Genomic DNA, 21,603 nt, shown 5'->3' on the forward strand with positions numbered 1-21,603 from the left:
GCATGGCCGATCGGGAGGACGGGTTATATCACTTTATGTGGGCCAAAACATTCGTAGTGAATGTTGTCGCGATTAACGCCCAGCGCCACCAACTGTTTCGCCGCATGTTGCATAAAGGCTACCGGGCCGCACAGATAGAACTGCATCTGCGGGTCGCGCAGCGTGTCAGCCAGATCCGATAACATCATCAGACCTTCGCTGTTAAAGCGTGCCGCCTGGCGGTCGGCTTCGGTCGGCGTGCGATACCAGATATGGGAGGTGAATTGGGGCAGGCTGGCGCCGAGCGTGGCAACCTCGTCGGCAAACGCATGGACATCGCCATTTTCCGCCGCATGGAACCAGTTCACCTGGGTCGTATGCTGCGTTTTTGCCAGCGTGTCGAGCATTGCCAGCATCGGCGTCTGGCCGACGCCGCCGGAGATAAGCGTCACCGGCGTTTTTGGCTCAACGGCGAGGAAGAAGTCTCCCGCCGGCGCAGCCAGATGCACGATATCCCCTTCCAGCGACGCGTTGTGCAGCCAGTTTGAGACCTGGCCGCCGTTTTCGCGTTTAACCGCAATTCGGTAGCCTTTGCCGTCTGGCTTGCGGGTCAGCGAGTACTGGCGAATTTCCTGATATGCAAACTCCTGCGGTTTCAGCCAAATCGCCAGATACTGGCCCGGCTGGTAATCCGCCACCGGCTGGCCGTCTACCGGCTCCAGATCGAAGCTGGTAATCAGGGCGCTACGCGGGGTTTTCTTCACGATACGAAACGCGCGCGTGCCTTCCCAGCCGCCGGTTTTGCTGGCGTTAGCCTGGTAGATTTCAGATTCACGATGAATAAAAACATTGGCCAACACGCCGTAGGCTTTTCCCCATGCGTCAAGCACTTCCTGGCCCGGACCGAACATCTCGTCGAGCGTCGCCAGCAGATGGCCGCCGACAATGTTGTACTGTTCTGGTTTGATCTGGAAGCTGGTGTGTTTCTGCGCGATTTTCTCGACGGCAGGCAGCAGGGCAGGCAGATTGTCGATATTGCTGGCATAAGCGGCAATGGCATTAAACAGCGCTTCACGCTGATCGCCGTTACGCTGGTTGCTCATGTTGAAGATCTCTTTGAGCTCCGGGTTATGGGCAAACATGCGATCGTAAAAATGGGCGGTCAGCTTAGGTCCTGTTTCGACGAGCAGGGGAATAGTGGCTTTAACCGTTGCGATGGTTTGGGCGTCGAGCATAGCAGCTTCCTTTGGTGTTATTTAAATGATGTATTTTATATGCATCTTATAAAAATAACCCTGCACTGTAAATGGTTCCTTAACGCTTTTCCCCGTCGCGCTAACAACATGAACAATTTGCATCACAAACCTGAAAAGAAATCCGTTGATAATCGTTGAGTCGTTATTGCTCAAAGCCTTGTGTCATGGGTAGCCAATCGTTTGCGTAAAATCATTTGTCAAGACCTGTTATCACAGAACGATTCGGTTATACTGTGGGCCGTCGCCCAAAAAGGCCCCCTTTTAGAGCTGTAATTTATTGTTAGCTGAGCAGGAGATGCGGATGTTAAAGCGTGAAATGAACATTGCCGATTATGATGCCGAACTGTGGCAGGCTATGGAGCAGGAAAAAGTACGTCAGGAAGAGCACATCGAACTGATCGCCTCCGAGAACTACACCAGTCCGCGTGTTATGCAGGCTCAGGGTTCTCAGCTGACCAATAAATATGCCGAAGGGTATCCGGGCAAGCGCTACTACGGCGGTTGCGAATACGTTGATATCGTTGAACAACTGGCGATTGACCGTGCAAAAGAACTGTTTGGCGCTGACTACGCGAACGTGCAGCCGCACTCCGGCTCTCAGGCTAACTTCGCGGTCTACACCGCGCTGCTGCAACCGGGCGATACCGTTCTGGGTATGAACCTGGCGCAAGGCGGTCACCTGACTCACGGCTCCCCGGTTAACTTCTCCGGCAAACTGTACAACATCATTCCTTACGGCATCGATGAGTCGGGTAAAATCGACTATGCAGACATGGCGAAGCAGGCTCAGGAACACAAACCGAAAATGATCATCGGTGGTTTCTCTGCTTACTCCGGTATCGTTGACTGGGCAAAAATGCGTGAAATCGCTGACAGCATCGGCGCATACCTGTTCGTTGATATGGCCCACGTTGCGGGTCTGATTGCCGCAGGCGTTTACCCGAACCCGGTTCCGCATGCTCACGTTGTCACGACCACGACCCATAAAACCCTGGCGGGTCCGCGCGGCGGCCTGATCCTGGCGAAGGGCGGTAGCGAAGAGCTGTACAAAAAACTGAACTCTGCCGTATTCCCTAGCGCTCAGGGCGGCCCGCTGATGCACGTTATCGCGGGTAAAGCGGTGGCGCTGAAAGAAGCGATGGAGCCAGAGTTCAAAGTCTACCAGCAGCAGGTTGCGAAAAACGCCAAAGCGATGGTGGAAGTGTTCCTGAGCCGCGGCTACAAAGTGGTGTCCGGCGGGACTGAAAACCACCTGTTCCTGCTGGATCTGGTCGATAAAAACCTGACCGGTAAAGAAGCTGACGCTGCGCTGGGCCGTGCTAACATCACCGTCAATAAAAACAGCGTACCGAACGATCCGAAGAGCCCGTTCGTGACCTCCGGTATCCGTATCGGTTCTCCGGCGGTCACCCGTCGCGGCTTTAAAGAAGCGGAAGTAAAAGAGCTGGCCGGCTGGATGTGCGACGTGCTGGACAACATCAATGACGAAGCGGTCATTGAGAGCGTGAAGGGGAAAGTGCTGGATATCTGCGCGCGCTTCCCGGTTTATGCGTAACGTTTAACGACGCAAGCGTAGAGAAAAAGGCCGCCAGTGCGGCCTTTTTTACGTTCGGCGTGCAGAGATTAACGACGGTCGAGGGAGATAGCGCCCGGACCCGTGATGGCCAGAAGCAAGAAGGCTCCAGCGATACTGATGTTTTTGTAGAAGTTAATCATATTGGGAAGTACGGCATCACCGCTCATATCCCAGTAATGATGGCCAATGACGGCCGTGCCGAGCGTGTAAAAAATAAAGATAACCGCCAGCGGGCGGGTGAAGAAACCGAGGACAATCAGGATCGCCGCCGGAACCTCCATCAAAATCGCGATAATAGCCGATAGTGTCGGAAGCGGAGCGCCGGAGGAGGCCATATATTGTACCGTACCGCTAAAGCCCATCAGTTTGGGATAGCCAAATATAATAAACAGCAGCACGACGGCAATACGGGCGATCAGCAGCAGAACAGAACGGGAAGAGCCAAAGTCGAAATAGCGTAGCGTGTTCATAATCAATCCGTTGTGAAGGTGCATGACTTAAACGTAATACACAATGAGGCACTCTGCCATGCTATGTACCGTTATGTTTGTCAAATACGCAAAAGGTCGGAGCGCGACCTTTTAACCCGGCCTTACAGAGATTTAAGCGCGATACTCTCATCGGTCAATGCTTCAATCGAAAGCGGTTTGCCCGATTGAATCAGCTTGCGCAGTAGGCGCACTTCGCGCCCCTGATTGAGCGCAACGGCCCCGACTAACTTACCGCCACGTAACTGCAACCAAATCGCTTTTTTCTGCTCAGGGTCGCCCCGACAACACCAGCTTTCACCCTGCATATCCCCGACGAACTGCAAATTGTCGCTGAATTGATCGGTCCAGAACCAGCCCGGCGCCGCGACAGGTAGCTCCTGCCCCAACATGGCTGCCGCGGCGATTTGCGCCTGAACGTTGGCGTTTTCCCAGCTTTCAACGCGATGCAGGGTGCCATCGGCCAGACGCGTCAAGGCCACATCTCCGGCAGCGAAAATAGCAGGATCGGAGGTGTTACAGCGTTCGTCCACCACAATGCCGTTGGCCGTTTCCAGCCCGGCGTCACGGGCGAGGGCGTCGTTCGCGACGATACCGATACCGTAAATCACGGCGTCGGCCTGAAGTTGTTCGCCGCTCTGTAGCGTCAGCGTCAGGTTGTCGCTCGCCTCAATGTGTTCAATAGCGCTGTTGAGCAGCAAACGCACGCCGGCTTGCTGGTGGCGATGTATCAGGTAGTCGCGCACAGGCGGCGGGGCATTGCGGCCCATTACCGTCGGCCCAAGTTCAATCACCGTGACCTGACAGCCGCGCAGGGTGGCGCTGGCGGCCAGCTCCAGGCCAATGGTTCCCGCACCAACAATCACCAGCGATTTTCCTGCCTCCAGCACAGGGCGCAGGCGTGCAGCATCGTTGGCATGGCGCAGCGTGAAGCAACGGTCGCCCAGCTTGTCCAGCAACGGCAGCGGGCGCGCTGCCGCGCCGGTTGCGATGAGCAGTTTCGTCCAGCGGTAGGTTTGACCCTCTGCCAGAAGCACCGTTTTCGCCTGGCGATCAAGCTGGCGAATCGTCACTCCTGAATGTAACTGCACGTTATTCGCCTGCCACCACTCGGGGGCAAGCACCGGCTGAAGCTGCGGGCTATCGTCCAGCAGCATTGCTTTCGACAATGGCGGGCGCTCATAGGGCAAGTGCGGCTCATCCGAAAAGAGATGCAGTTCGCCGCTAAACCCCTGCTGGCGTAGAGACGCCGCCGCCATCGCGGCGGCCTGACCGCCGCCAATAATGGCAATGATTTCATTATTCATGGTGTCTCCTTAGAGATCCAGGCCGGCGGCAACGTGGCGGATGCCACGAATTGCCAGGCCGGCATCAGCATTGATCATCACGCCACTTAACGTCCGATTGTTGCGCCGCGACGCCAGCATGACGTAAGGTCCGGTGAAGTCAGCCGGGGCAGGGAAAAATTGCAGCGGTAGAATGGCGGCAATTTTCTCCGCTGTTAGCGACTGCATAATCGAGGTGTCGCTCTGTCCCAGGGCCTGCGGGCCGCGCAGGTCGCTCGCCATCCCGCATGGCCCGACACCGTTCACGCGCACTTTCGGTGCCAGTTCGTAGGCGAGCTGGCGAATTAACCCGGTGGCGGCATGTTTGCTGGCGGTGTAGAGCGGGCCGCCGCCGCCGGGGTACCATGCTGCATTCGACAGGGTGAAAATCATGCTGCCTTCGCTGGCAATCAGCGCCTGTGCGCAGGCTTTCGCGCCCAGTAAATAACCTAATACGTTGACGTTAAACAACTCGTGGAAGCCGCTCTCCAGGGCATCGGCGGGGGTCGTGACCAGTGAGGCGTTGTGATCCCATAAGCCCGCGTTGCCGATGAAACAGTCCAGCTTGCCGAATCGGATCAGGATCTGCTCGACGGCACGCTGATAGTCGGCGTAGCAGGTGACGTTACCTTCCACCGCCAGCACATGCTCGCCGAAACGCTGACGCAGACTGGTGACTTTGGCGGCGGACAGTTCCAGCGTGGCCACGTTCGCGCCCTCTTCAATAAAACGCTCGATCAGCGCCAGCCCCAAACCGGAGCCGCCGCCGGTGATAAAAATCACTTCATCTTTTAAATCGCTCATTGTGCTTCCTCCGGGATATCAACAAATACCTCACCGCCTTCGACATAAACCGGGTAAGTGGCGACGGGAACGGTGGCGGGCAGGCACATGGCTTTACCGGTTTTCAGACAAAAGCTGGCGGCGTGCAGCGGGCACTCCACGGTCGCATCGTCTTCCAGATATCCCTCGGACATTGATGCGTTGCCGTGGCTGCAACGATCGTTAATGGCATAAAATTCCCCGCCAACGTGAAACAGGGCAATGACAGGGGATGTTTCCAGCCGGAGCGCTTCACCCTCCGGCAGCTCCTCGGTGGAGCAGGCAAATACACGGCTCATCAGAACAATACACTCAGGTTGTGGGAGGTGATCACCGCCTGGTCGAGCACGATTTCGCGTGCCAGCAGACGCCACTGTTCGCCATCCAGGCGTCGCACTTTGTCAATGCGCGTTCCAATGTAAAAGGTTTCGTCGCGCTCTTTCTGGGCGCGATACAGCAGGTAGTTGACGCGCACGGCAAACACATCGGCCTGGTCAGTTTCGGTGATGTGAATATTGCTGACCATATGGCGGGTGCGCGACGGCGGTTCCTCCGCCCACGCCATTCCTGTCTCGAGACGGGCGATGCGACGTTCAAGCTGATCTTTGTTGTCGTTGAAAATCCAGGTCGTCGGCGGCTGCTTGCCTTTGCGACGATCGCGGGTTTGCGCATTCACCGTCGTGCGCATGGTATAGACTATCTCGTCGTCGAGTTGAGCCAGCCAGTCGCGAAAGCGCCAGTCGTCCAGCAGTGAGGCTTCCAGATACAAAAACTGGGCGATGCGATGATGCAGTTCTAAAGAGACCGGGGCGCTCATTTCATCACCTCCTGCTGCCAGGCAGCGGTTTTCTCGTTCACTTCCTGCCAGCTTTCGCTGGAGAGCAAATCGGCCCAGCGCTGATACATCCCGCGCGCGGCGGTTTCCGAGAAGATATAGTTGGTGATGCCCGGAATACCATCTTCGCGGCGCTTTTCCTGACCGAGGCCCATTTGCACACAGAGCTTGCTGTGACGCGCCTTGTTGCCCTTCAGCAGTTTTTGAATTTCACACCAGTTCTCTGAGTCGTCCTGCTCGAGAAATCCTGCCGGACCAAAGGCGCGGGTAGCGCTGTTTTCAAAGGCGGCTTTGACCTCATCAGACGCCGCTTTGTCGGTGATGCAGAAAGCCCACACTTCGACCTGATCCGGCCCGCGCGGATGCCAGACGCGCAGCGTAGCGGTGCCGTTCAGCCAGGAGAGGGTGGGGAAAATATTGTTGTGACCCGCCAGACGCAGGGCACGCACCTTACCCAGCCGCTGTTCAGCTTCCTCGTAGGTATCGCGGTAATAGCTGGAGACTGCGCCATCGACCCAGACGTTAGCATCCGGTTTCTCAGTAAAGAAGAAGCCGCTGCCGTGACCATCCTGACCGAACTGCAGCGCATCTTTCGCCGTTTCCCACACCGGGCGCGCGGTCTGGCCAGCGCCGAGATGATTGGTGCTGTCATCATCTTTTACGCCCAGCACCTGTACGGCGGAGGCGTGGCTGAAGAGGGCGTGGTACTGGTCGCTGGCGAACTGTTCTGCCGGGAATTTCCAGTTGCAGTTGATGAGCCATTTCTGTACGCCCCCGACAATTTCGGTGCCGCCTTCGCGGCGATCGAGCATCCCGTCCAGATACCATTTCATATCGCCAAGGTATTCCAGCAGCGCGGGGGCAGATGTATCCCAGTTGGCGAAAATCAACCCCTTATAACTCTCAACGCGGGGCACTTCGTTCAGGCCCCAGTGGGATTTACACAGCCCTTGCGGGTAGGCGCGCGGCTCCAGCGGCACATCAATCAGTTCGCCGTTGATACCGTACGACCATCCGTGATATGGGCAGGTAAACGCTTTGGTGTTGCCGCAATCGGCGTAACTTACGCGCATTGCGCGGTGGCGGCATTGGTTCAAAAATGCTTTGATGCTGCCATCCTTCTGACGAACGACAACTACCGCATCTTCGCCCATGTAGGTGTTAAAAAAGTCGCCTGCTTTGGGGATCTGGCTCTCGTGCGCCAGAAACAGCCAGCAGCGACCGAAAATACGCTCAAGCTCCAGTTGATAAATATCAGGGTCGGTATAGATAAGCGGGGTCACGCTACCGTTATGGGTGTCGATCAGTGAGTAGATGTCTACAGGTGTTTTCGTGGTCATATCATTATCTCGTGGGTAAGAGGTATTGACCTTCTGGTTCTTGTGTCTTTGTTATGTTGCTAATTGGTTGTTGTTATGTAAAATACTTAATTTCTACCAGCTGAGACGTTTTATCTATGACAAGGAGGGGGGATGGAACTGAGACACCTTCGCTACTTTGTCGCGGTTGCTCAGGAACTGAATTTCACCCGCGCAGCGGAAAAACTGCACACATCGCAGCCGTCCCTCAGCAGCCAGATCCGCGACCTGGAACAGTGCGTGGGCGTCTCGTTGCTGGAAAGAGATAAGCGTACAGTGACCCTGACCGCCGCAGGCGAGAGTTTTCTTGCTGATGCGCTGGCCATTCTCGATCAGGCCGAACAGGCGAAAATCCGCGCGCGTAGCGCCGCCATACAGAATAATCATCTGGTCATTGGCTTTGTACCTTCGGCAGAGGTCAATCTGTTGCCGATGGTGATGCCGCTACTCCGTCTGCGCCAGCCGGAAACCCACATCGAGCTGGTCAGTTTGATCACCACTCAGCAGGAAGAGAAGCTACTCAGCGGCGAGCTGGATGTGGGGTTGATGCGTCATCCTGTCTATAGCCCGAAAATTGAGTCTCTCGCGCTTTTCCACGAACCGCTGGTCGTGGTGATGCCTGCCACACACCCGCTGGCGCGGGAACGTGAAATCACCGCAGAGCAGCTAAACGGGGTTAATTTTGTCAGCACCGACCCCGCTTATTCCGGCGAGCTGGCCGCTATTGTAGATAAATGGGTTACAGAGCAGCGCTGCCAGCTCAACGTGGTGCAGATGGCGACCAATATTCTGGTCACCATGAACATGGTTGGCATGGGGCTTGGCGTATCCCTGATCCCCGGTTATATGCAGAGTTTTAACACCGGGCAGGTCGTTTTCCGGCCGCTGGCCGGCGAGGTGCCGACCATTGCCCTGCTGATGGTATGGAAAAAAGGTGAGCTGAAGCCTGCGCTGCGTGATTTTATTGATATTGTGAAAACGCGCTGTGAGCGGTTATAGCTCCCATTGTTTGATGGCATCCTGACTGGTTTGTCGCCGGTTGGCACTTTTCAGCGTTGTAACGCCCGATGCACGTCATCGGGCGTTTTGTCTTTCAGGACCAGATGTGGCCGCCATGGTTATAAATTGCCGCTGATTCTTTGACCATCGCGATCAACGTAATGTCTGCAGTTGCTCTTCCACATACAGATAGCCAATGCCAAGCAGTTGTTTTTGACGACTCAGCTGTCCGAAGCCGATTTGCGTTGCTCTGGTGCGCGGCGTGTCGCGATGATCGAAAGGATTAAAGCCTGTCTGCCTGATGATGGTATTCAACCACGCTTCACCAAATCCGCAGCTGCGGCCGTACAATAAGATATTGTTTATATTTAATATATTCAGAAAGTTGTAGAGGCTGAGCCCGATGGCGTTTGCGGAGTCTTCCACCCAGGTATGAAGGCGGGAATCACCCTGCTGCCATTTTTCGATCAGGGCATCGATGGTCAGCGCATCGGGATTATCGGCGAGATCGGGCTGCGTTTTAAGCCATATCCGCGCCTGTTTTTTCAATGCGCTGAGCGAGGCCACCGTTTCCAGGCAGCCATAGCGCCCGCAGTCACAGGCAACGCCATCAGGATTGATAATGGTGTGTCCAATCTGGCCGCTGCCATAAAGGCTACCGCGCCAGACCTGGTCGTTGATGACAAATGACGAGCCAATACCGTAATCGACGTTGATCACGCAGAAGTCCCGATACTGTCCTTCATTTTGCCATTTTTCCGCCAGCGCCAGCATGACGCAGTCGTTGTCGACCATGACGCGGACATTGAGTTTTTCTTCCAGCAGATATTTGATCTCTACGGGTTGCTTCCAGGGGGCCTGCGGCATGGTCTGTGATACCCCCGTTCCCGCATCAACCTGCCCATGAACCGCCAGCGCCAGATTGATTTTACGCCTCGGCCAGTTCTTGCGGTACTGATGCCAGCATTTCTCAATCGCTGCCAGTAATGCCTGAGGCGTTGGGGCGTCAATGGCGTGGTATTCGACATCACCTTTCGCACTCAGGCAGGCATTCCCAAGCTGACACTCGATACTGGTGGGCGTGATGTTCATACACAGGGTCCAGTCGCCATCGGGCGCAATAAGCCAGGCGCCGCTGCTATGGCCGCGGGCGAGGCGCTCGTCCTGCACGTTGACTACGCGTCCTTCCGCTTCCAGCTCCTGGAGGATATTGCTGACCGCGGGAATGGAGATTTGCGCCAGCCGCGCGAGTGCCGATTTACTGGCCCGTTTCTTCCGGTACAGATACTCCAGCAGCACGCCCTTGTTGTAATGGCGAATTTGCTGATTGTTAATGCAGGCTTTCATAAACTAAACCTTGTTAACTAAATTGCGTGATTATTGTGCGTAAATACGCTGATCCTGTCTATTAAACTGCTCTCATTATTTCACTTCAGTATGTCTTGTTAACTTTGAGGGCATTATGAGTTCAGTAAATGTTTGGCAGGAAACGGTACATATTCCAACCTATGAAACGGGGGCGCAGGATGTTCATCCCATGTTTCTGGAAAATCGGGTTTATCAGGGGTCTTCCGGGGCGGTGTATCCCTATGGCGTGACGGATACGCTGAGTGAGGAAAAAACGTTAAAGGCCTGGCAGGCAGTGTGGCTGGAAAATGATTACATCAAAATCATGATCCTACCCCAGTTGGGGGGCCGCGTGCATCGCGCGTGGGATAAGGTCCGACAGCGCGATTTTGTGTATCACAACGATGTTATCAAACCTGCGCTGGTTGGCTTGCTTGGACCATGGATTTCCGGAGGAATTGAGTTTAACTGGCCGCAGCACCACCGTCCCACCACCTATATGCCGGTTGATTTTACGATCGGCGAAAATGACGACGGCTCAAAAACCGTTTGGGTTGGCGAGACGGAACCGATGCACGGGTTGCAGGTGATGACCGGGTTTACTCTGCGTCCGCAGCGCGCGGCGCTGGAGATTGGTAGCCGGGTTTACAACGGTAACGCCACGCCGCGCCATTTCTTGTGGTGGGCGAACCCTGCGGTTAAGGGGGGCGATGGACATCAAAGCGTATTCCCGCCGGATGTGACGGCGGTATTTGATCACGGCAAGCGCGCGGTTTCCGCGTTTCCGATTGCTACCGGCACCTATTACAAGGTGGACTATTCGGCTGGCGTCGATATCTCGCGTTATAAAAATGTCCCGGTACCGACCTCCTATATGGCGGAAAAGTCAGAGTACGATTTCGTCGGCGCCTGGTGCCACGATGAAGATGGTGGGCTGTTGCACGTTGCGGATCATCACATTGCGCCGGGGAAAAAACAGTGGAGCTGGGGTTACAGCGAGTTTGGTCAGGCGTGGGATAAAAATCTGACGGATGAGAATGGCCCATACATCGAGCTGATGACCGGCATTTTTGCCGATAACCAACCGGATTTTACCTGGCTCGATCCGTTTGAAGAAAAGCGCTTTGAACAATACTTCCTGCCTTACCATTCGCTGGGCATGGTACAGAACGCTTCGCGCGATGCGGTTATCAAACTGCAACGCGAAGAGGGCGACATTATATGGGGTGTCTATGCTATTTCTCCTCTGGTCGCCCACCGGCTTACGGTTCGCGAGGAGGGCAACCCGCAGCCGCTGCTAGATGAAATGATTGAGCTGGCGCCATGCGCTGCCGTGCAGGGAGCCTTAGCCGGTATTGACCCATCTCGTCTGACGATGGAACTGCTGGACAGTCACGGCAGGTGCGTTTTGCGCTATCAGGAGCATCAGCCGCAGGCGTTGCCGCTGCCGGAAGTGGCGGTTACGCCCTTAAGCGCCGGAGCCATAAGCAGCGTGGATGAGGCATGGTTTATCGGCCAGCATCTGGAGCAGTATCACCATGCCAGCCGCTCACCGTTTGATTATTATCTGCGCGGGGTTGAGTTGGATCCGCAGGACTACCGCTGCAATCTGGCGCTGGCGATGCTGGAGTACAACCGCGCGGACTATCCGCAAACCATCGAGTATGCGACCCGGGCGCTGTCTCGCGCGCATCGGTTGAACAAAAATCCGCAGTGTGGGCAGGCAAGTTTGATTCGTGCCAGCGCACGCGAGCGCTTACAGCAGTGGCATGATGCCCAGGAGGATTTCTGGCGCGCGGTGTGGAGCGGCAATAGCAAGGCAGGGGGATATTACGGACTTGCCCGGCTGGCGACGCGCAGCGAGCGCTACGATGATGCACTGGCATTTTGCCAGCAGAGCCTGCGGGCGTGTCCCACCAACCAGGATGTGCTGTCGCTGGAAACCTTCTTACTGCATCTCACCGGCCGTCGCCGCCAGGCCCTACAGCAGATTGAAAAGTTGCTGAGCGACTATCCGCTAAATCCCACTCTGTGGTGGCTCAACGCGACAATATCAGAGGCTGAAGCGGATACGGCGCGCTGGTTAGCCGTATGCCAGTCGCGGGATATTAACGCACTGCTGACCGCCGGGCTGCTGTTGAGCTGGGGAATTCCGACTCAGGCAAAAGCCGTACTGGCGACACTTAACTGCCAGAAAACGCTGCCGCTCTATTTACAGGCCAGCCTGGCCGAAGGGAACGAACGCATTGCGCTGATCGACCGTGCACGCGCGGTGTTTCCTGACTTCGTACGTTTTCCCAATTTGCTGGTGGAAGTGGCTGCCCTGGAGACGATTAGCGACTGCTATTTTGCCCGGCATCTTCTCGCCTGCTTTCACTATAGCCGGCGTAATGATGAGAAAGCGACGCAGCTATGGCATCGCTGCGTTGAAATGGCCCCTGATTTTGCCGATGCCTGGCGAGGGCTGGCGATTCATGCGTGGAATAAACAGGGGAATGCCCGCCTGGCGGCAGAGTATCTGGATCAAGCCTGTACTCAACAGCCGCAGGATGCACGCCTGCTTTTTGAACGCGATCTGCTGGATAAGCTGACCGCCGTTGAACCGGAAAAACGCCTTGCCCGACTGGAGGCCAATCTCGCGACCGCATTGAAACGCGATGATTTAACGGCGGAGCTGCTTCATCTTTGGCATCTTGCTGGTAACACTGAGCAGGCGGCAAACGTGCTTGCCTCGCGCAAATTCCATCCCTGGGAAGGCGGCGAAGGCAAAGTGACCAGCCAGTTTGTCATCAACCAGCTATTGCGTGCCTGGCAGCATCTTCAGCAGCAACAGTCGCAGCAGGCGGAAGCGCTGTTGTTATCGGCGTTACGCTATCCCGAGAACCTGAGCGAGGGGCGCCTCCCGGGGCAGACAGATAACGATATCTGGTTCTGGCTGGGTATTTGCGCCAGGCAGCAGAGTAGGGAAGAACGTGCGGTTGAGTGCTTCCGCAAGGCGGCGTCAGGCGATCGGACGATCAATATTCATAGCTACTACAACGATCAGCCGGTGGACTATCTCTTCTGGCAAGGCGTGGCTCTGCGGATGCTCGGCGATCGTCTGAGCAGCGAGCATCTTTTCACTGAAATGTTGCAGTGGGTTGAGCATATGGAAACGGTACAGATAGAGGCCGATTTTTTCGCGGTGTCGCAGCCTGACCTGCTGGCGCTATATGCCGATATCCAAAAGCAGCATCAGGAGAAGTGTTTATTGGTGCGCGTTCTGGCGACGGCGGGATTAGGCGGCGGATCGCGGTATGAACAGGCACTGTCTGAGCTGGAAGCGCTAAACCCTGCCTGGGCGAAGGCCGCATTATTTCGGGAAACGCTGCCGTTTGTGCTGCATCTCATTAACTAAAGAACGTTTACTGTAATTTTTGAGCGGTCTGACCCGCCGCTCTTCTCGAGATGTTTAGAATATGTGAAATCGTTCTGCGACAGGCCCGAATGCCGCAGAAGCCAAACAACAATAAATGCCTGACCCTACAGGAGGCACGTATGTCTAAAAATAAGGCAGTCTCATGTTTTTTATGTTTACTGTTAACGTCGTTGAGTATTTCATTCCCCGGCTATAGTGCGGCAAAGGATATCACGGTGGGGGCTATCTACCTCGATACCCAGGGCTATTACGCCGGCGTGCGGCAAGGCGTTCAGGATGCGGCAAAAAGCACCGATGCGAAAATCCAGCTGATTGAGACCAACGCGCAAGGCGATATTTCTAAAGAGAGTTCATTTATCGACACGCTGGTGGCGCGTAACGTAGATGCCATCATTCTTTCCGCCGTTTCAGAAAATGGCAGTAGCCGCGCGGTGCGTCGGGCCAATGAAGCCGGTATTCCGGTGATTTGCTATAACACCTGCATTAATGAGAAAGGCGTCGACAAATATGTCTCTGCCTATCTGGTCGGCGACCCACTCGAGTTTGGTAAAAAACTCGGCGCTGCGGCCGCGGATTATTTTATTGCCAACAAAATTAGCGCACCGAAAATTGCTGTCATCAACTGTGAAGCATTTGAAGTATGCGTACAGCGGCGCAAAGGTTTTGAAGCCGCGCTGAAGGCGCGCGTTCCAGATATGCAGATTGTCGCGAATCAGGAGGGAACCGTTCTGGATAAGGCTATCTCAGTTGGCGAGAAGCTGATTATCTCCTCGCCCGAGCTGGACGCCATCATGGGAGAGTCTGGAGGGGCAACGCTGGGGGCAGTAAAAGCGGTCCGTAACCAAAATAAGGCCGGAAAAATCGCCGTATTTGGCTCCGATATGACCACCGAAATAGCCCAGGAGTTAAATAGCTATCAGGTACTAAAAGCGGTGGTGGATATTTCCGGCAAGAAAATGGGTAACGCCGTTTTCGCACAAACGTTGAATGTCATTAATAAAACCCCGCCAGCAAATAAAATTATCCCTGTTGCTATCGATACCTATACCAAATCTGAAGACGGTAAGCAGTGGCTGGCTACGCATGTCGATGGCTTGCCTTAATTCCCCTGTCGAATAACTGAGGTAAAGACTCAATGACGGCAACAGAAAAAACGGCGGTGCCGGTAGCTCAGATCCTGGGGGGAAATAAGCGCTATCCTGGCGTAGTTGCACTGGATAACGTTGATTTTACCCTGTCAAAAGGCGAAGTTCGGGCGCTGCTGGGGAAAAATGGTGCGGGAAAGTCCACTTTAATCCGCATGCTGACTGGAAGCGAAAGTCCCGATAGCGGCGAGATTTGGTTGGCCGGAACGCGTCTCGAAGGTAACGATGCAACGCTAACCCGCCGGGCTGCGGAACTGGGCGTCAGAGCCGTATACCAGGAGTTAAGCCTGGTCGAGGGATTAACGGTAGCGGAGAACCTGTGTCTTGGTCAGTGGCCGCGCCGCAATGGCATGATTGACAAAAATGCTATGGCCCGCCAGGCCGCAGAGGCATTAGCCGCCCTTGGTGTCGATGTCCCGTCAGATGCGCTGGTCGACACGTTGAGCCCGGCGCAAAAGCAGCTGGTAGAAATCGCCCGTGTGATGAAGGGTCAACCGCAAGTGGTGATTCTTGATGAGCCGACCAGTTCACTGGCTAATGCGGAGGTTGAACTGGTGATCAACGCGGTGAAGAAAATGTCAGCGCTGGGCGTTGCCGTAATTTATGTCAGTCATCGAATGGAGGAGATACGCCGCATCGCCTCTTGCGCCACTATTATGCGCGATGGTCAGGTTGCCGGTGATGTCACGCTGGAGAGTACGACAACGCAGGAAATTGTATCGTTGATGCTAGGCAGGGAGCACATCGATCTTCCGCAGGTGAAATCTGAAATCGCACTGACAACCCCGGTACTGCAGGTGGCCCGGCTACGCCATCCCCCTAAGCTGCAGCAGATTAATTTTACACTGCACCGCGGCGAAGTGCTGGGTATTGCCGGGCTTCTGGGATCGGGTCGTAGCGAGTTACTCAAGGCTATCATCGGTTTAGAAACGTTTGCTGAGGGGGAGATAACGCTCAATGGTGAGCGCATTGAGCGCCCGCGATATATCTCAATGCTCAAGTGTGGAGTGGGCTATACCCCGGAAAACCGTAAGGAAGCGGGCATCATTCCGCTGCTGGGCGTAGATGAAAATACGGTGATGACCAACCGGCATAAGGTGAGCCGCCGCGGCGTACTGAACTGGCAGCGGATCCAGCAGTTGACTGCCGCCGTCATGAGCAGAATGACGGTCAAAGCGGCAAATACGGAGACTGCCATCGGGACGCTATCGGGGGGCAACCAGCAAAAAGTGGTGATTGGCCGTTGGGTTTACGCCGGAAGTGAAATTTTACTGCTTGATGAGCCCACGCGCGGAGTTGATATCGAAGCTAAGCAGCAGATTTATCGAATTGTGAGGGAACTCGCGGCTGAAGGAAAAAGCGTCGTATTCATTTCCAGCGAAATAGAGGAACTGCCCTTAGTCTGCGATCGTATTTTGCTGCTGCAAAACGGCGAATTTACTCGCGAGCTTTTAGCCCCCGTTAATGTCGATGAATTAATGTCGGCAATTTTATCCACGCATTAGCCACAACGTTTATTGAGGAATTAACAGATGTCTGCCTCATCATTAACGCTGCCGCAAGGCAAAAATGCCACACCCAAGCAGTTTGTCAGTCGTCATATTAATGAAATTGGCCTGCTGGTGGTGATCGCTATTCTATATCTGGTGTTTTCATTTAACGCGCCGGGATTTATTTCTTTAAACAATCAAATGAATGTCCTACGCGATGCGGCGACGATTGGTATTGCCGCATGGGCGATGACGCTGATTATTATCTCCGGTGAGATTGATGTCAGCGTCGGTCCGATGGTGGCGTTTATCTCCGTCTGCCTGGCCTTTCTGTTGCAGTTTCAGGTTCCGCTTAGTATTGCCTGCCTGCTGGTATTAATCCTCGGTGCTGCGCTGGGGACTCTCGCTGGCGTGCTGAGAGGCGTATTCAACGTGCCGAGCTTTGTCGCGACCTTAGGTCTATGGAGCGCATTACGCGGCATGGGGCTCTTCATGACCAACGCGCTGCCGGTACCCATTGATGAAAATGAGGTGCTGGACTGGCTTGGCGGGCAACTCTTTGGCATCCCCGTTTCGGCATTAATTATGCTGATTCTGTTCGTCATCTTTGTCTTTATCAGCCGCAAAACCGCCTTTGGCCGTTCCGTATTCGCGACCGGCGGTAACGCAACGGCAGCGCAACTCTGTGGAATTAACGTCAAGCGGGTGCGTATTTTAATTTTTACGCTTTCAGGTTTACTGGCGGCGATTACCGGTATTCTGCTGGCAGCGCGGCTTGGATCGGGCAATGCCGGGGCCGCCAACGGACTCGAGTTTGATGTTATCGCCGCGGTGGTGGTCGGAGGCACCGCACTGTCTGGCGGCCGCGGCTCGCTATTTGGCACATTATTAGGCGTACTGGTTATTACCCTTATTGGCAATGGGTTAGTGCTTCTGGGTATTAACTCATTCTTCCAGCAGGTCGTCCGCGGATTAATTATCGTGGTTGCTGTTCTGGCAAATATATTGCTGACCCAGCGCAACAGTAAACGTAAACATTAATATTCATTAATCTGTTTAGAGGGAATTATGAAAACAATGTTGGCTGCTTTTTTACCCGGGGATTCAAGCGTTGAGTTGCGCGAAGTTCCTGTACCAACGCCGGGAATTAACCAGGTTCTGATTAAAATGAAGTCTTCGGGGATTTGTGGTAGCGATGTTCATTATATTTATCATCAGCATCGTGGTACCGCTGCGGCACCGGAGAAACCGCTGTATCAAGGTTTTATTAATGGCCATGAACCCTGCGGGCAAATTATGGAAACCGGGGCCGGCTGTCGGCATTTTAAAGCGGGAGATCGGGTGCTGGTATACCATATTTCCGGCTGCGGATTTTGCGCCAACTGCCGTCGTGGTTTTCCAATCTCCTGTACCGGAGAGGGTAAAGCGGCCTATGGCTGGCAGCGCGATGGCGGCCATGCAGAATATCTACTGGCGGAGGAAAAAGACCTTATTCATCTGCCGGATGCGCTGAGCTATGAAGATGGCGCATTCATTAGCTGTGGGGTAGGAACCGCCTATGAAGGCATTTTGCGCGGTGAGGTTTCCGGCAGTGACAATGTTCTGGTTGTCGGGTTAGGGCCCGTTGGCATGATGGCAATGATGCTGGCGAAAGGACGCGGTGCAAAACGCGTTATTGGCGTCGATATGCTGCCGGATCGCCTGGCGACAGCAAAGCAACTAGGGGTAATGGATAACGGCTTCCTGGCGACAACGGAGAACCTTCCGGCACTGATTGCCGAACTGACGCACGGCGGAGCGGATGTGGCGCTGGATTGTTCTGGCAATGCCGCAGGGCGTTTGCTGGCATTACAGTCTACGGCGGATTGGGGAAGAGTGGTGTACATCGGCGAAACCGGGAAGGTTGAGTTCGAGGTTAGTGCCGATCTGATGCACCACCAGCGGCGTATTATTGGTTCCTGGGTGACCAGTTTGTTCCATATGGAGAAATGCGCCCGCGACCTCACCGACTGGAAGCTGTGGCCACATAGCGCGATTACCCATCGTTTTTCGCTTGCCCAGGCGGGAGAGGCCTACGCGCTGATGGCCAGCGGTAAATGCGGCAAAGTGGTGATTAATTTCCCCGATTAAGGAGCCATGATGACGCTTTTTACACTGGATAACGATCGGCTACGGCTGCAGGTTGCCGAGCGCGGCGGCGCGATCGAGGGACTATGGTGGCGGCATGAGGGGAACATGATACCGGTGCTGCGCCCGGGCCTGAATAGCGGCGTAGCGGTTGAGTCTTCTTGCTTTCCGCTGGTGCCGTTTGGCAATCGGGTGAGCGGTAATCAGTTTTCCTCGTCGGCTGGTGAGCGGCGACTGGCGCCAAACGTGGAGTGGGATAGCCACTATCTTCACGGCGACGGCTGGTTGAATAGCTGGCGCTGTGTGGAACAATCGCCCACGCAACTTGCGCTAGAGTATGTCCATCGGCAGGGAGTCTATCACTACACTGCGCAGCAGCGCTTTACCCTAAGCGAAAGCGGCGTTGAGGTAGAGTTGAGCGTGACGAATAATGGCGACACGCTGCCGTTTGGCCTGGGCTGGCATCCCTACCTGCCGCTGTCACAGGAAACGCGGGTGCAGGCGCGGACCACGGGTTACTGGCTGGAGAGAGAGCACTGGCTCACCGGAGAGCATCAGGATTGTTTGCCGCAGGATCTGGATTTTAATCAGCCCGCGCCGCTACCCGAACGCTGGGTGAATAATGGTTTTTCCGGTTGGGATGGCATCGCGACTATCCGGCAACCGGGACTGGGGTACCAACTCTCCATGACCACCGAGCCGTCGGCGCCATGCTATTTTGTTTTTGTTTCCGATCCGATGTTCGATAAAGGCTATAAGTTTGATTTCTTTTGTTTTGAGCCGATGAGTCACGCTCCTGACGATCATCATCGTCCGGGGTTTGGCCAGCTAACTGTACTGGCAGGCGGTGAAAGCCTGCGGCAAAAAATGGTGCTGAAAGTTCGTCCGCTTTAAGTCCGACCTGCCTGGGAACGGGCAGGTAAACTTAGTCTTGCGGCTTTTATGCTTTATCGCCAGACTATCGCCTCCATTCGGGAGGGAATCATGGTCTTGCACTCCACGCGCTGGTTGGCGCTTAGTTACTTCACCTATTTTTTCAGCTACGGCATTTTCCTGCCTTTCTGGAGCGTCTGGCTGGCAGGGACAGGCTTAACGCCGGAAACCATCGGTATGTTGTTGGGTGCCGGGCTGGTGGCCCGTTTCCTGGGGAGCCTGCTGATCGCGCCGCGGGTCAGCGATCCCGCGCGGCTGATTTCCGCCCTGCGTCTCCTCGCGCTACTGGCGCTGTTGTTTGCCCTGGCCTTTTGGGCCGGGAACCACGTTGCCTGGCTGACGGTGGTGATCGTGGGGTTCAACCTCTTTTTCTCTCCGTTGGTGCCGCTGACCGATGCGCTGGCCAACACCTGGCAAAAACAGATAACTATGGACTACGGGCGGGTGCGCCTGTGGGGCTCGGTAGCGTTTGTCATCGGTTCGGCGCTCACCGGTAAGCTGGTCAGCCTGTTTGACTATCGCGCTATTCTGCTGCTGCTCAGCCTCGGCGTCGCTTCTATGCTGCTGGGGATGCTGCTGAAACCCTCGGTGATGCCGCAAGGGGCGTCTCGCCATCAGGAAGGGGCAGGGGTTGCGGCCTGGCTGTCGCTGATACGGCAAAGCTGGCGCTTTCTCGCCTGCGTCTGTCTGCTCCAGGGGGCGCACGCCGCCTACTACGGCTTCAGCGCGATTTACTGGCAGGAAGCCGGTTACTCGGCCTCTGCCGTGGGCTATTTATGGTCACTGGGCGTGGTGGCGGAAGTGGTTATCTTTGCGCTGAGCAAAAAAGTCTTCAGTCGCTTCAGCGCCCGGGAACTGCTGCTGCTTTCGGCCGTGTGCGGTCTGCTGCGCTGGACGCTGATGGGCGCGACCACGGCATTACCGTGGCTTATCGTCACCCAGATTTTGCACTGCGGCACCTTTACGGTCTGCCACCTGGCGGCGATGCGCTATATCTCCGCGCGCCAGGGCAGCGAAGTGATACGCCTGCAGGCGGTCTACTCCGCCGTGGCGATGGGCGGCAGTATCGCGGTGATGACGGTTTTCGCTGGCTTCCTCTATCAGCACCTGCACCAGGGCGTATTCTGGGTGATGGCGCTGGTGGCCCTCCCGGCACTGGTGCTGCGGCCAAAAGCGGTTGCCTAATCCTCCAGCATTTTACAAATATGCTGCCGCTGTTTCACGCTGAACATCTCTTCAGCGTGAAACAGCGGCGGCGAAAACAGCGGTAGCGCGGTGGCATACGGCGTGACGACCAGCGCCACACCTTTCGGCGCTCCTTCTTTCTCAAAATCCCGCACGCTCTGGTATTTGATATTGAGCGGCAGCAGCGTCAGTTCACGCAGCTGAAGTTCCAGCGCCTGTTCCAGAACAGGATTGTCGTGAGTGAGCAGCACGACCTGTTTCTCATGAAGATCGCTTTTCTGCATCAGCCATGCGCCGAAAATCACCGCAATCAGTCCTACCTCGTCCTGATTAAAGGCTATCTCATACGTCGCTTCAAACTCGCTCAACGCGGCCTGGGTGGTGCGCATCAGACGCGGGTAGAGGCGGCTAATCTCTTCCGGCAGCGCGTTATCAATACCGATAGCGAAAACGCTGCGGTTGAGCGCCTGCGACAGATGAATATAAAGCTGATCGCTCAGTCCCTGGTCATCGCTGAATGGCCGTCCTGCCAGATCCTGGAAGCGATGAATTAAGCGGTCGATGGCCAGGTGCAGCCGCCGGTCCTGGCGATGGCTGTCGCGGATGGGATCGGGCGTTTTTAACAACATAAAGAGCAGCGTCAGGAACAGCTGTTCGCCGGCGTGCGGTGTGCTGGCGACCCGGCGTTGCCAGTGGCGAACGATCTCCTGGGCGAGCGCGAACTCCGCCGCTTGCTGCGTCCAGCGCTGCTGCTCCTGGGTAAAATCCGGCGTGAGCCCAAGATGGTGTTGCAGCAGGCAATATTGCAGATACAGGCGCAGGAAATGAATATCCCGACAGTCAAACTGCCGGTTGAGCATCCGCGAGCAGCGGTTGACCAGCGCCCGCAGATTGGTGTCGTCATACAGCGTTCGCGCAATGCCCTGTAGTTTAAGCTGCGTTTTTAATGCCGGTGTAAAATGGTGGGCAATAAAATGCGGACATAAACGCAGCGCTCGCCGCAGGCCGTGCAGCAGGCACAGACGTTGATCGATGACGGCACCTTCAATCCGGTAGCTGCCGTCCACCTGCGACGAAAGCGTCAGTCGGTGGTAACGCTGAATTTCGCGTGCGGTCTCTGCGATATCCTGCCGGGCCGTTGACTCATCAACCTGGTTGATGTGGCTAAGCCGTTCTGGCGTCACCGGCTGCCCGGGGAGATAAAACATCAGCAGTACCTGACTACGGCGCTGTGGACTGGAAAGCGCAGATGGTGGTTCAATGACGGTCATCATCTGGTGGGGCCCAGTTAGGGTTTTTGCTAAGAATAGCTAATGGATA

General features: G+C 55.4%; 18 protein-coding genes. 9 read left to right on the forward strand and 9 right to left on the reverse strand.

Annotated elements, in window-relative coordinates; genetic code table 11:
• Positions 1-23 precede the first annotated feature (23 nt).
• Entirely contained in the window at positions 24-1,214 is a 1,191-nt protein-coding gene (gene hmpA / locus Electrica_RS06040) for an NO-inducible flavohemoprotein (protein ID WP_141963902.1), read from the reverse strand.
• Positions 1,215-1,536: 322 nt separating this feature from the next.
• Here hmpA and glyA point away from each other — a divergent pair, with 322 nt between their 5' ends.
• The gene (gene glyA / locus Electrica_RS06045) at positions 1,537-2,790 is read left to right on the forward strand and encodes a serine hydroxymethyltransferase (RefSeq protein WP_100683341.1); all 1,254 of its coding nucleotides are present in this window, start codon (positions 1,537-1,539) and stop codon (positions 2,788-2,790) included.
• Between the two features lie 68 nt (positions 2,791-2,858).
• On the opposite strand, the gene Electrica_RS06050 is transcribed toward glyA, so the two are convergent.
• The 6 genes from Electrica_RS06050 to hcaE form a co-directional block, all read right to left on the reverse strand.
• Positions 2,859-3,281 carry a DoxX family protein gene (locus Electrica_RS06050; protein ID WP_100683340.1) on the reverse strand — a complete coding sequence of 141 codons (423 nt, stop codon included), beginning with the start codon at positions 3,279-3,281 and terminating at the stop codon, positions 2,859-2,861.
• Positions 3,282-3,403: 122 nt separating this feature from the next.
• Complete coding sequence (gene hcaD, locus Electrica_RS06055) at positions 3,404-4,606, reverse strand: phenylpropionate dioxygenase ferredoxin reductase subunit (RefSeq protein WP_141963905.1); 1,203 nt, start codon at positions 4,604-4,606, stop codon at positions 3,404-3,406.
• A gap of 9 nt (positions 4,607-4,615) precedes the next feature.
• Positions 4,616-5,428, reverse strand: a complete 813-nt coding sequence (gene hcaB / locus Electrica_RS06060) for a 3-phenylpropionate-dihydrodiol/cinnamic acid-dihydrodiol dehydrogenase (protein WP_141963907.1) — start codon at positions 5,426-5,428, stop codon at positions 4,616-4,618.
• Positions 5,425-5,745 carry a 3-phenylpropionate/cinnamic acid dioxygenase ferredoxin subunit gene (gene hcaC, locus Electrica_RS06065; RefSeq protein WP_141963909.1) on the reverse strand — a complete coding sequence of 107 codons (321 nt, stop codon included), beginning with the start codon at positions 5,743-5,745 and terminating at the stop codon, positions 5,425-5,427. Before hcaC ends, hcaB begins: the two co-directional genes overlap by 4 nt.
• Positions 5,745-6,263 (reverse strand): 3-phenylpropionate/cinnamic acid dioxygenase subunit beta, encoded by a 519-nt coding sequence (hcaF, locus tag Electrica_RS06070; protein WP_141963911.1) that lies wholly within the window; start codon positions 6,261-6,263, stop codon positions 5,745-5,747. Before hcaF ends, hcaC begins: the two co-directional genes overlap by 1 nt.
• Positions 6,260-7,621, reverse strand: a complete 1,362-nt coding sequence (gene hcaE / locus Electrica_RS06075; protein WP_131048759.1) for a 3-phenylpropionate/cinnamic acid dioxygenase subunit alpha — start codon at positions 7,619-7,621, stop codon at positions 6,260-6,262. Before hcaE ends, hcaF begins: the two co-directional genes overlap by 4 nt.
• 132 nt (positions 7,622-7,753) lie before the next feature.
• Between hcaE and hcaR the strand changes: the two genes are divergently transcribed.
• Positions 7,754-8,638, forward strand: coding sequence for a DNA-binding transcriptional regulator HcaR (gene hcaR / locus Electrica_RS06080; protein WP_141963913.1), 885 nt, complete (start codon positions 7,754-7,756; stop codon positions 8,636-8,638).
• 153 nt (positions 8,639-8,791) lie between these two features.
• On the opposite strand, the gene Electrica_RS06085 is transcribed toward hcaR, so the two are convergent.
• Entirely contained in the window at positions 8,792-9,985 is a 1,194-nt protein-coding gene (locus Electrica_RS06085; RefSeq protein WP_141963915.1) for an ROK family transcriptional regulator, read from the reverse strand.
• Between the two features lie 115 nt (positions 9,986-10,100).
• Here Electrica_RS06085 and Electrica_RS06090 point away from each other — a divergent pair, with 115 nt between their 5' ends.
• The 7 genes from Electrica_RS06090 to Electrica_RS06120 all read left to right on the forward strand — a co-directional run bounded on the left by Electrica_RS06090 (position 10,101) and on the right by Electrica_RS06120 (position 20,283).
• Positions 10,101-13,382 (forward strand): DUF5107 domain-containing protein, encoded by a 3,282-nt coding sequence (locus Electrica_RS06090; protein WP_141963917.1) that lies wholly within the window; start codon positions 10,101-10,103, stop codon positions 13,380-13,382.
• Positions 13,383-13,522: 140 nt separating this feature from the next.
• Positions 13,523-14,506 (forward strand): substrate-binding domain-containing protein, encoded by a 984-nt coding sequence (locus tag Electrica_RS06095; RefSeq protein ID WP_131048763.1) that lies wholly within the window; start codon positions 13,523-13,525, stop codon positions 14,504-14,506.
• A gap of 32 nt (positions 14,507-14,538) precedes the next feature.
• Positions 14,539-16,053: a sugar ABC transporter ATP-binding protein gene (locus Electrica_RS06100; protein ID WP_141963919.1), complete on the forward strand. Its 1,515-nt coding sequence runs from the start codon at positions 14,539-14,541 to the stop codon at positions 16,051-16,053.
• A 27-nt stretch (positions 16,054-16,080) separates the two neighbouring features.
• On the forward strand, positions 16,081-17,079 hold the full coding sequence (locus Electrica_RS06105) for an ABC transporter permease (RefSeq protein WP_131048765.1): 999 nt from the start codon (positions 16,081-16,083) through the stop codon (positions 17,077-17,079).
• Between the two features lie 27 nt (positions 17,080-17,106).
• Positions 17,107-18,168, forward strand: a complete 1,062-nt coding sequence (locus Electrica_RS06110; RefSeq protein ID WP_131048766.1) for a zinc-dependent alcohol dehydrogenase family protein — start codon at positions 17,107-17,109, stop codon at positions 18,166-18,168.
• A 9-nt stretch (positions 18,169-18,177) separates the two neighbouring features.
• Positions 18,178-19,059 (forward strand): aldose 1-epimerase, encoded by an 882-nt coding sequence (locus tag Electrica_RS06115; protein WP_142255851.1) that lies wholly within the window; start codon positions 18,178-18,180, stop codon positions 19,057-19,059.
• Between the two features lie 90 nt (positions 19,060-19,149).
• Positions 19,150-20,283 (forward strand): 3-phenylpropionate MFS transporter, encoded by a 1,134-nt coding sequence (locus tag Electrica_RS06120; protein ID WP_141963921.1) that lies wholly within the window; start codon positions 19,150-19,152, stop codon positions 20,281-20,283.
• Here the strand turns inward: Electrica_RS06120 and csiE are convergent.
• On the reverse strand, positions 20,280-21,557 hold the full coding sequence (csiE, locus tag Electrica_RS06125) for a stationary phase inducible protein CsiE (protein WP_141963923.1): 1,278 nt from the start codon (positions 21,555-21,557) through the stop codon (positions 20,280-20,282). The genes Electrica_RS06120 and csiE overlap by 4 nt on opposite strands.
• Positions 21,558-21,603 lie beyond the last annotated feature (46 nt).

This window comes from Klebsiella electrica, assembly GCF_006711645.1.
In the GTDB taxonomy this organism is placed as follows: domain Bacteria; phylum Pseudomonadota; class Gammaproteobacteria; order Enterobacterales; family Enterobacteriaceae; genus Klebsiella; species Klebsiella electrica.

Excerpts from the sequence above, each read along its gene's own strand:
- hmpA (WP_141963902.1), bottom strand. The coding sequence starts at position 1,214 with ATGCTCGACGCCCAAACCATCGCAACGGTTAAAGCCACTATTCCCCTG.
- glyA (WP_100683341.1), top strand. The coding sequence starts at position 1,537 with ATGTTAAAGCGTGAAATGAACATTGCCGATTATGATGCCGAACTGTGG.
- Electrica_RS06050 (WP_100683340.1), bottom strand. The coding sequence starts at position 3,281 with ATGAACACGCTACGCTATTTCGACTTTGGCTCTTCCCGTTCTGTTCTG.
- hcaD (WP_141963905.1), bottom strand. The coding sequence starts at position 4,606 with ATGAATAATGAAATCATTGCCATTATTGGCGGCGGTCAGGCCGCCGCG.
- hcaB (WP_141963907.1), bottom strand. The coding sequence starts at position 5,428 with ATGAGCGATTTAAAAGATGAAGTGATTTTTATCACCGGCGGCGGCTCC.
- hcaC (WP_141963909.1), bottom strand. The coding sequence starts at position 5,745 with ATGAGCCGTGTATTTGCCTGCTCCACCGAGGAGCTGCCGGAGGGTGAA.
- hcaF (WP_141963911.1), bottom strand. The coding sequence starts at position 6,263 with ATGAGCGCCCCGGTCTCTTTAGAACTGCATCATCGCATCGCCCAGTTT.
- hcaE (WP_131048759.1), bottom strand. The coding sequence starts at position 7,621 with ATGACCACGAAAACACCTGTAGACATCTACTCACTGATCGACACCCAT.
- hcaR (WP_141963913.1), top strand. The coding sequence starts at position 7,754 with ATGGAACTGAGACACCTTCGCTACTTTGTCGCGGTTGCTCAGGAACTG.
- Electrica_RS06085 (WP_141963915.1), bottom strand. The coding sequence starts at position 9,985 with ATGAAAGCCTGCATTAACAATCAGCAAATTCGCCATTACAACAAGGGC.
- Electrica_RS06090 (WP_141963917.1), top strand. The coding sequence starts at position 10,101 with ATGAGTTCAGTAAATGTTTGGCAGGAAACGGTACATATTCCAACCTAT.
- Electrica_RS06095 (WP_131048763.1), top strand. The coding sequence starts at position 13,523 with ATGTCTAAAAATAAGGCAGTCTCATGTTTTTTATGTTTACTGTTAACG.
- Electrica_RS06100 (WP_141963919.1), top strand. The coding sequence starts at position 14,539 with ATGACGGCAACAGAAAAAACGGCGGTGCCGGTAGCTCAGATCCTGGGG.
- Electrica_RS06105 (WP_131048765.1), top strand. The coding sequence starts at position 16,081 with ATGTCTGCCTCATCATTAACGCTGCCGCAAGGCAAAAATGCCACACCC.
- Electrica_RS06110 (WP_131048766.1), top strand. The coding sequence starts at position 17,107 with ATGAAAACAATGTTGGCTGCTTTTTTACCCGGGGATTCAAGCGTTGAG.
- Electrica_RS06115 (WP_142255851.1), top strand. The coding sequence starts at position 18,178 with ATGACGCTTTTTACACTGGATAACGATCGGCTACGGCTGCAGGTTGCC.
- Electrica_RS06120 (WP_141963921.1), top strand. The coding sequence starts at position 19,150 with ATGGTCTTGCACTCCACGCGCTGGTTGGCGCTTAGTTACTTCACCTAT.
- csiE (WP_141963923.1), bottom strand. The coding sequence starts at position 21,557 with ATGATGACCGTCATTGAACCACCATCTGCGCTTTCCAGTCCACAGCGC.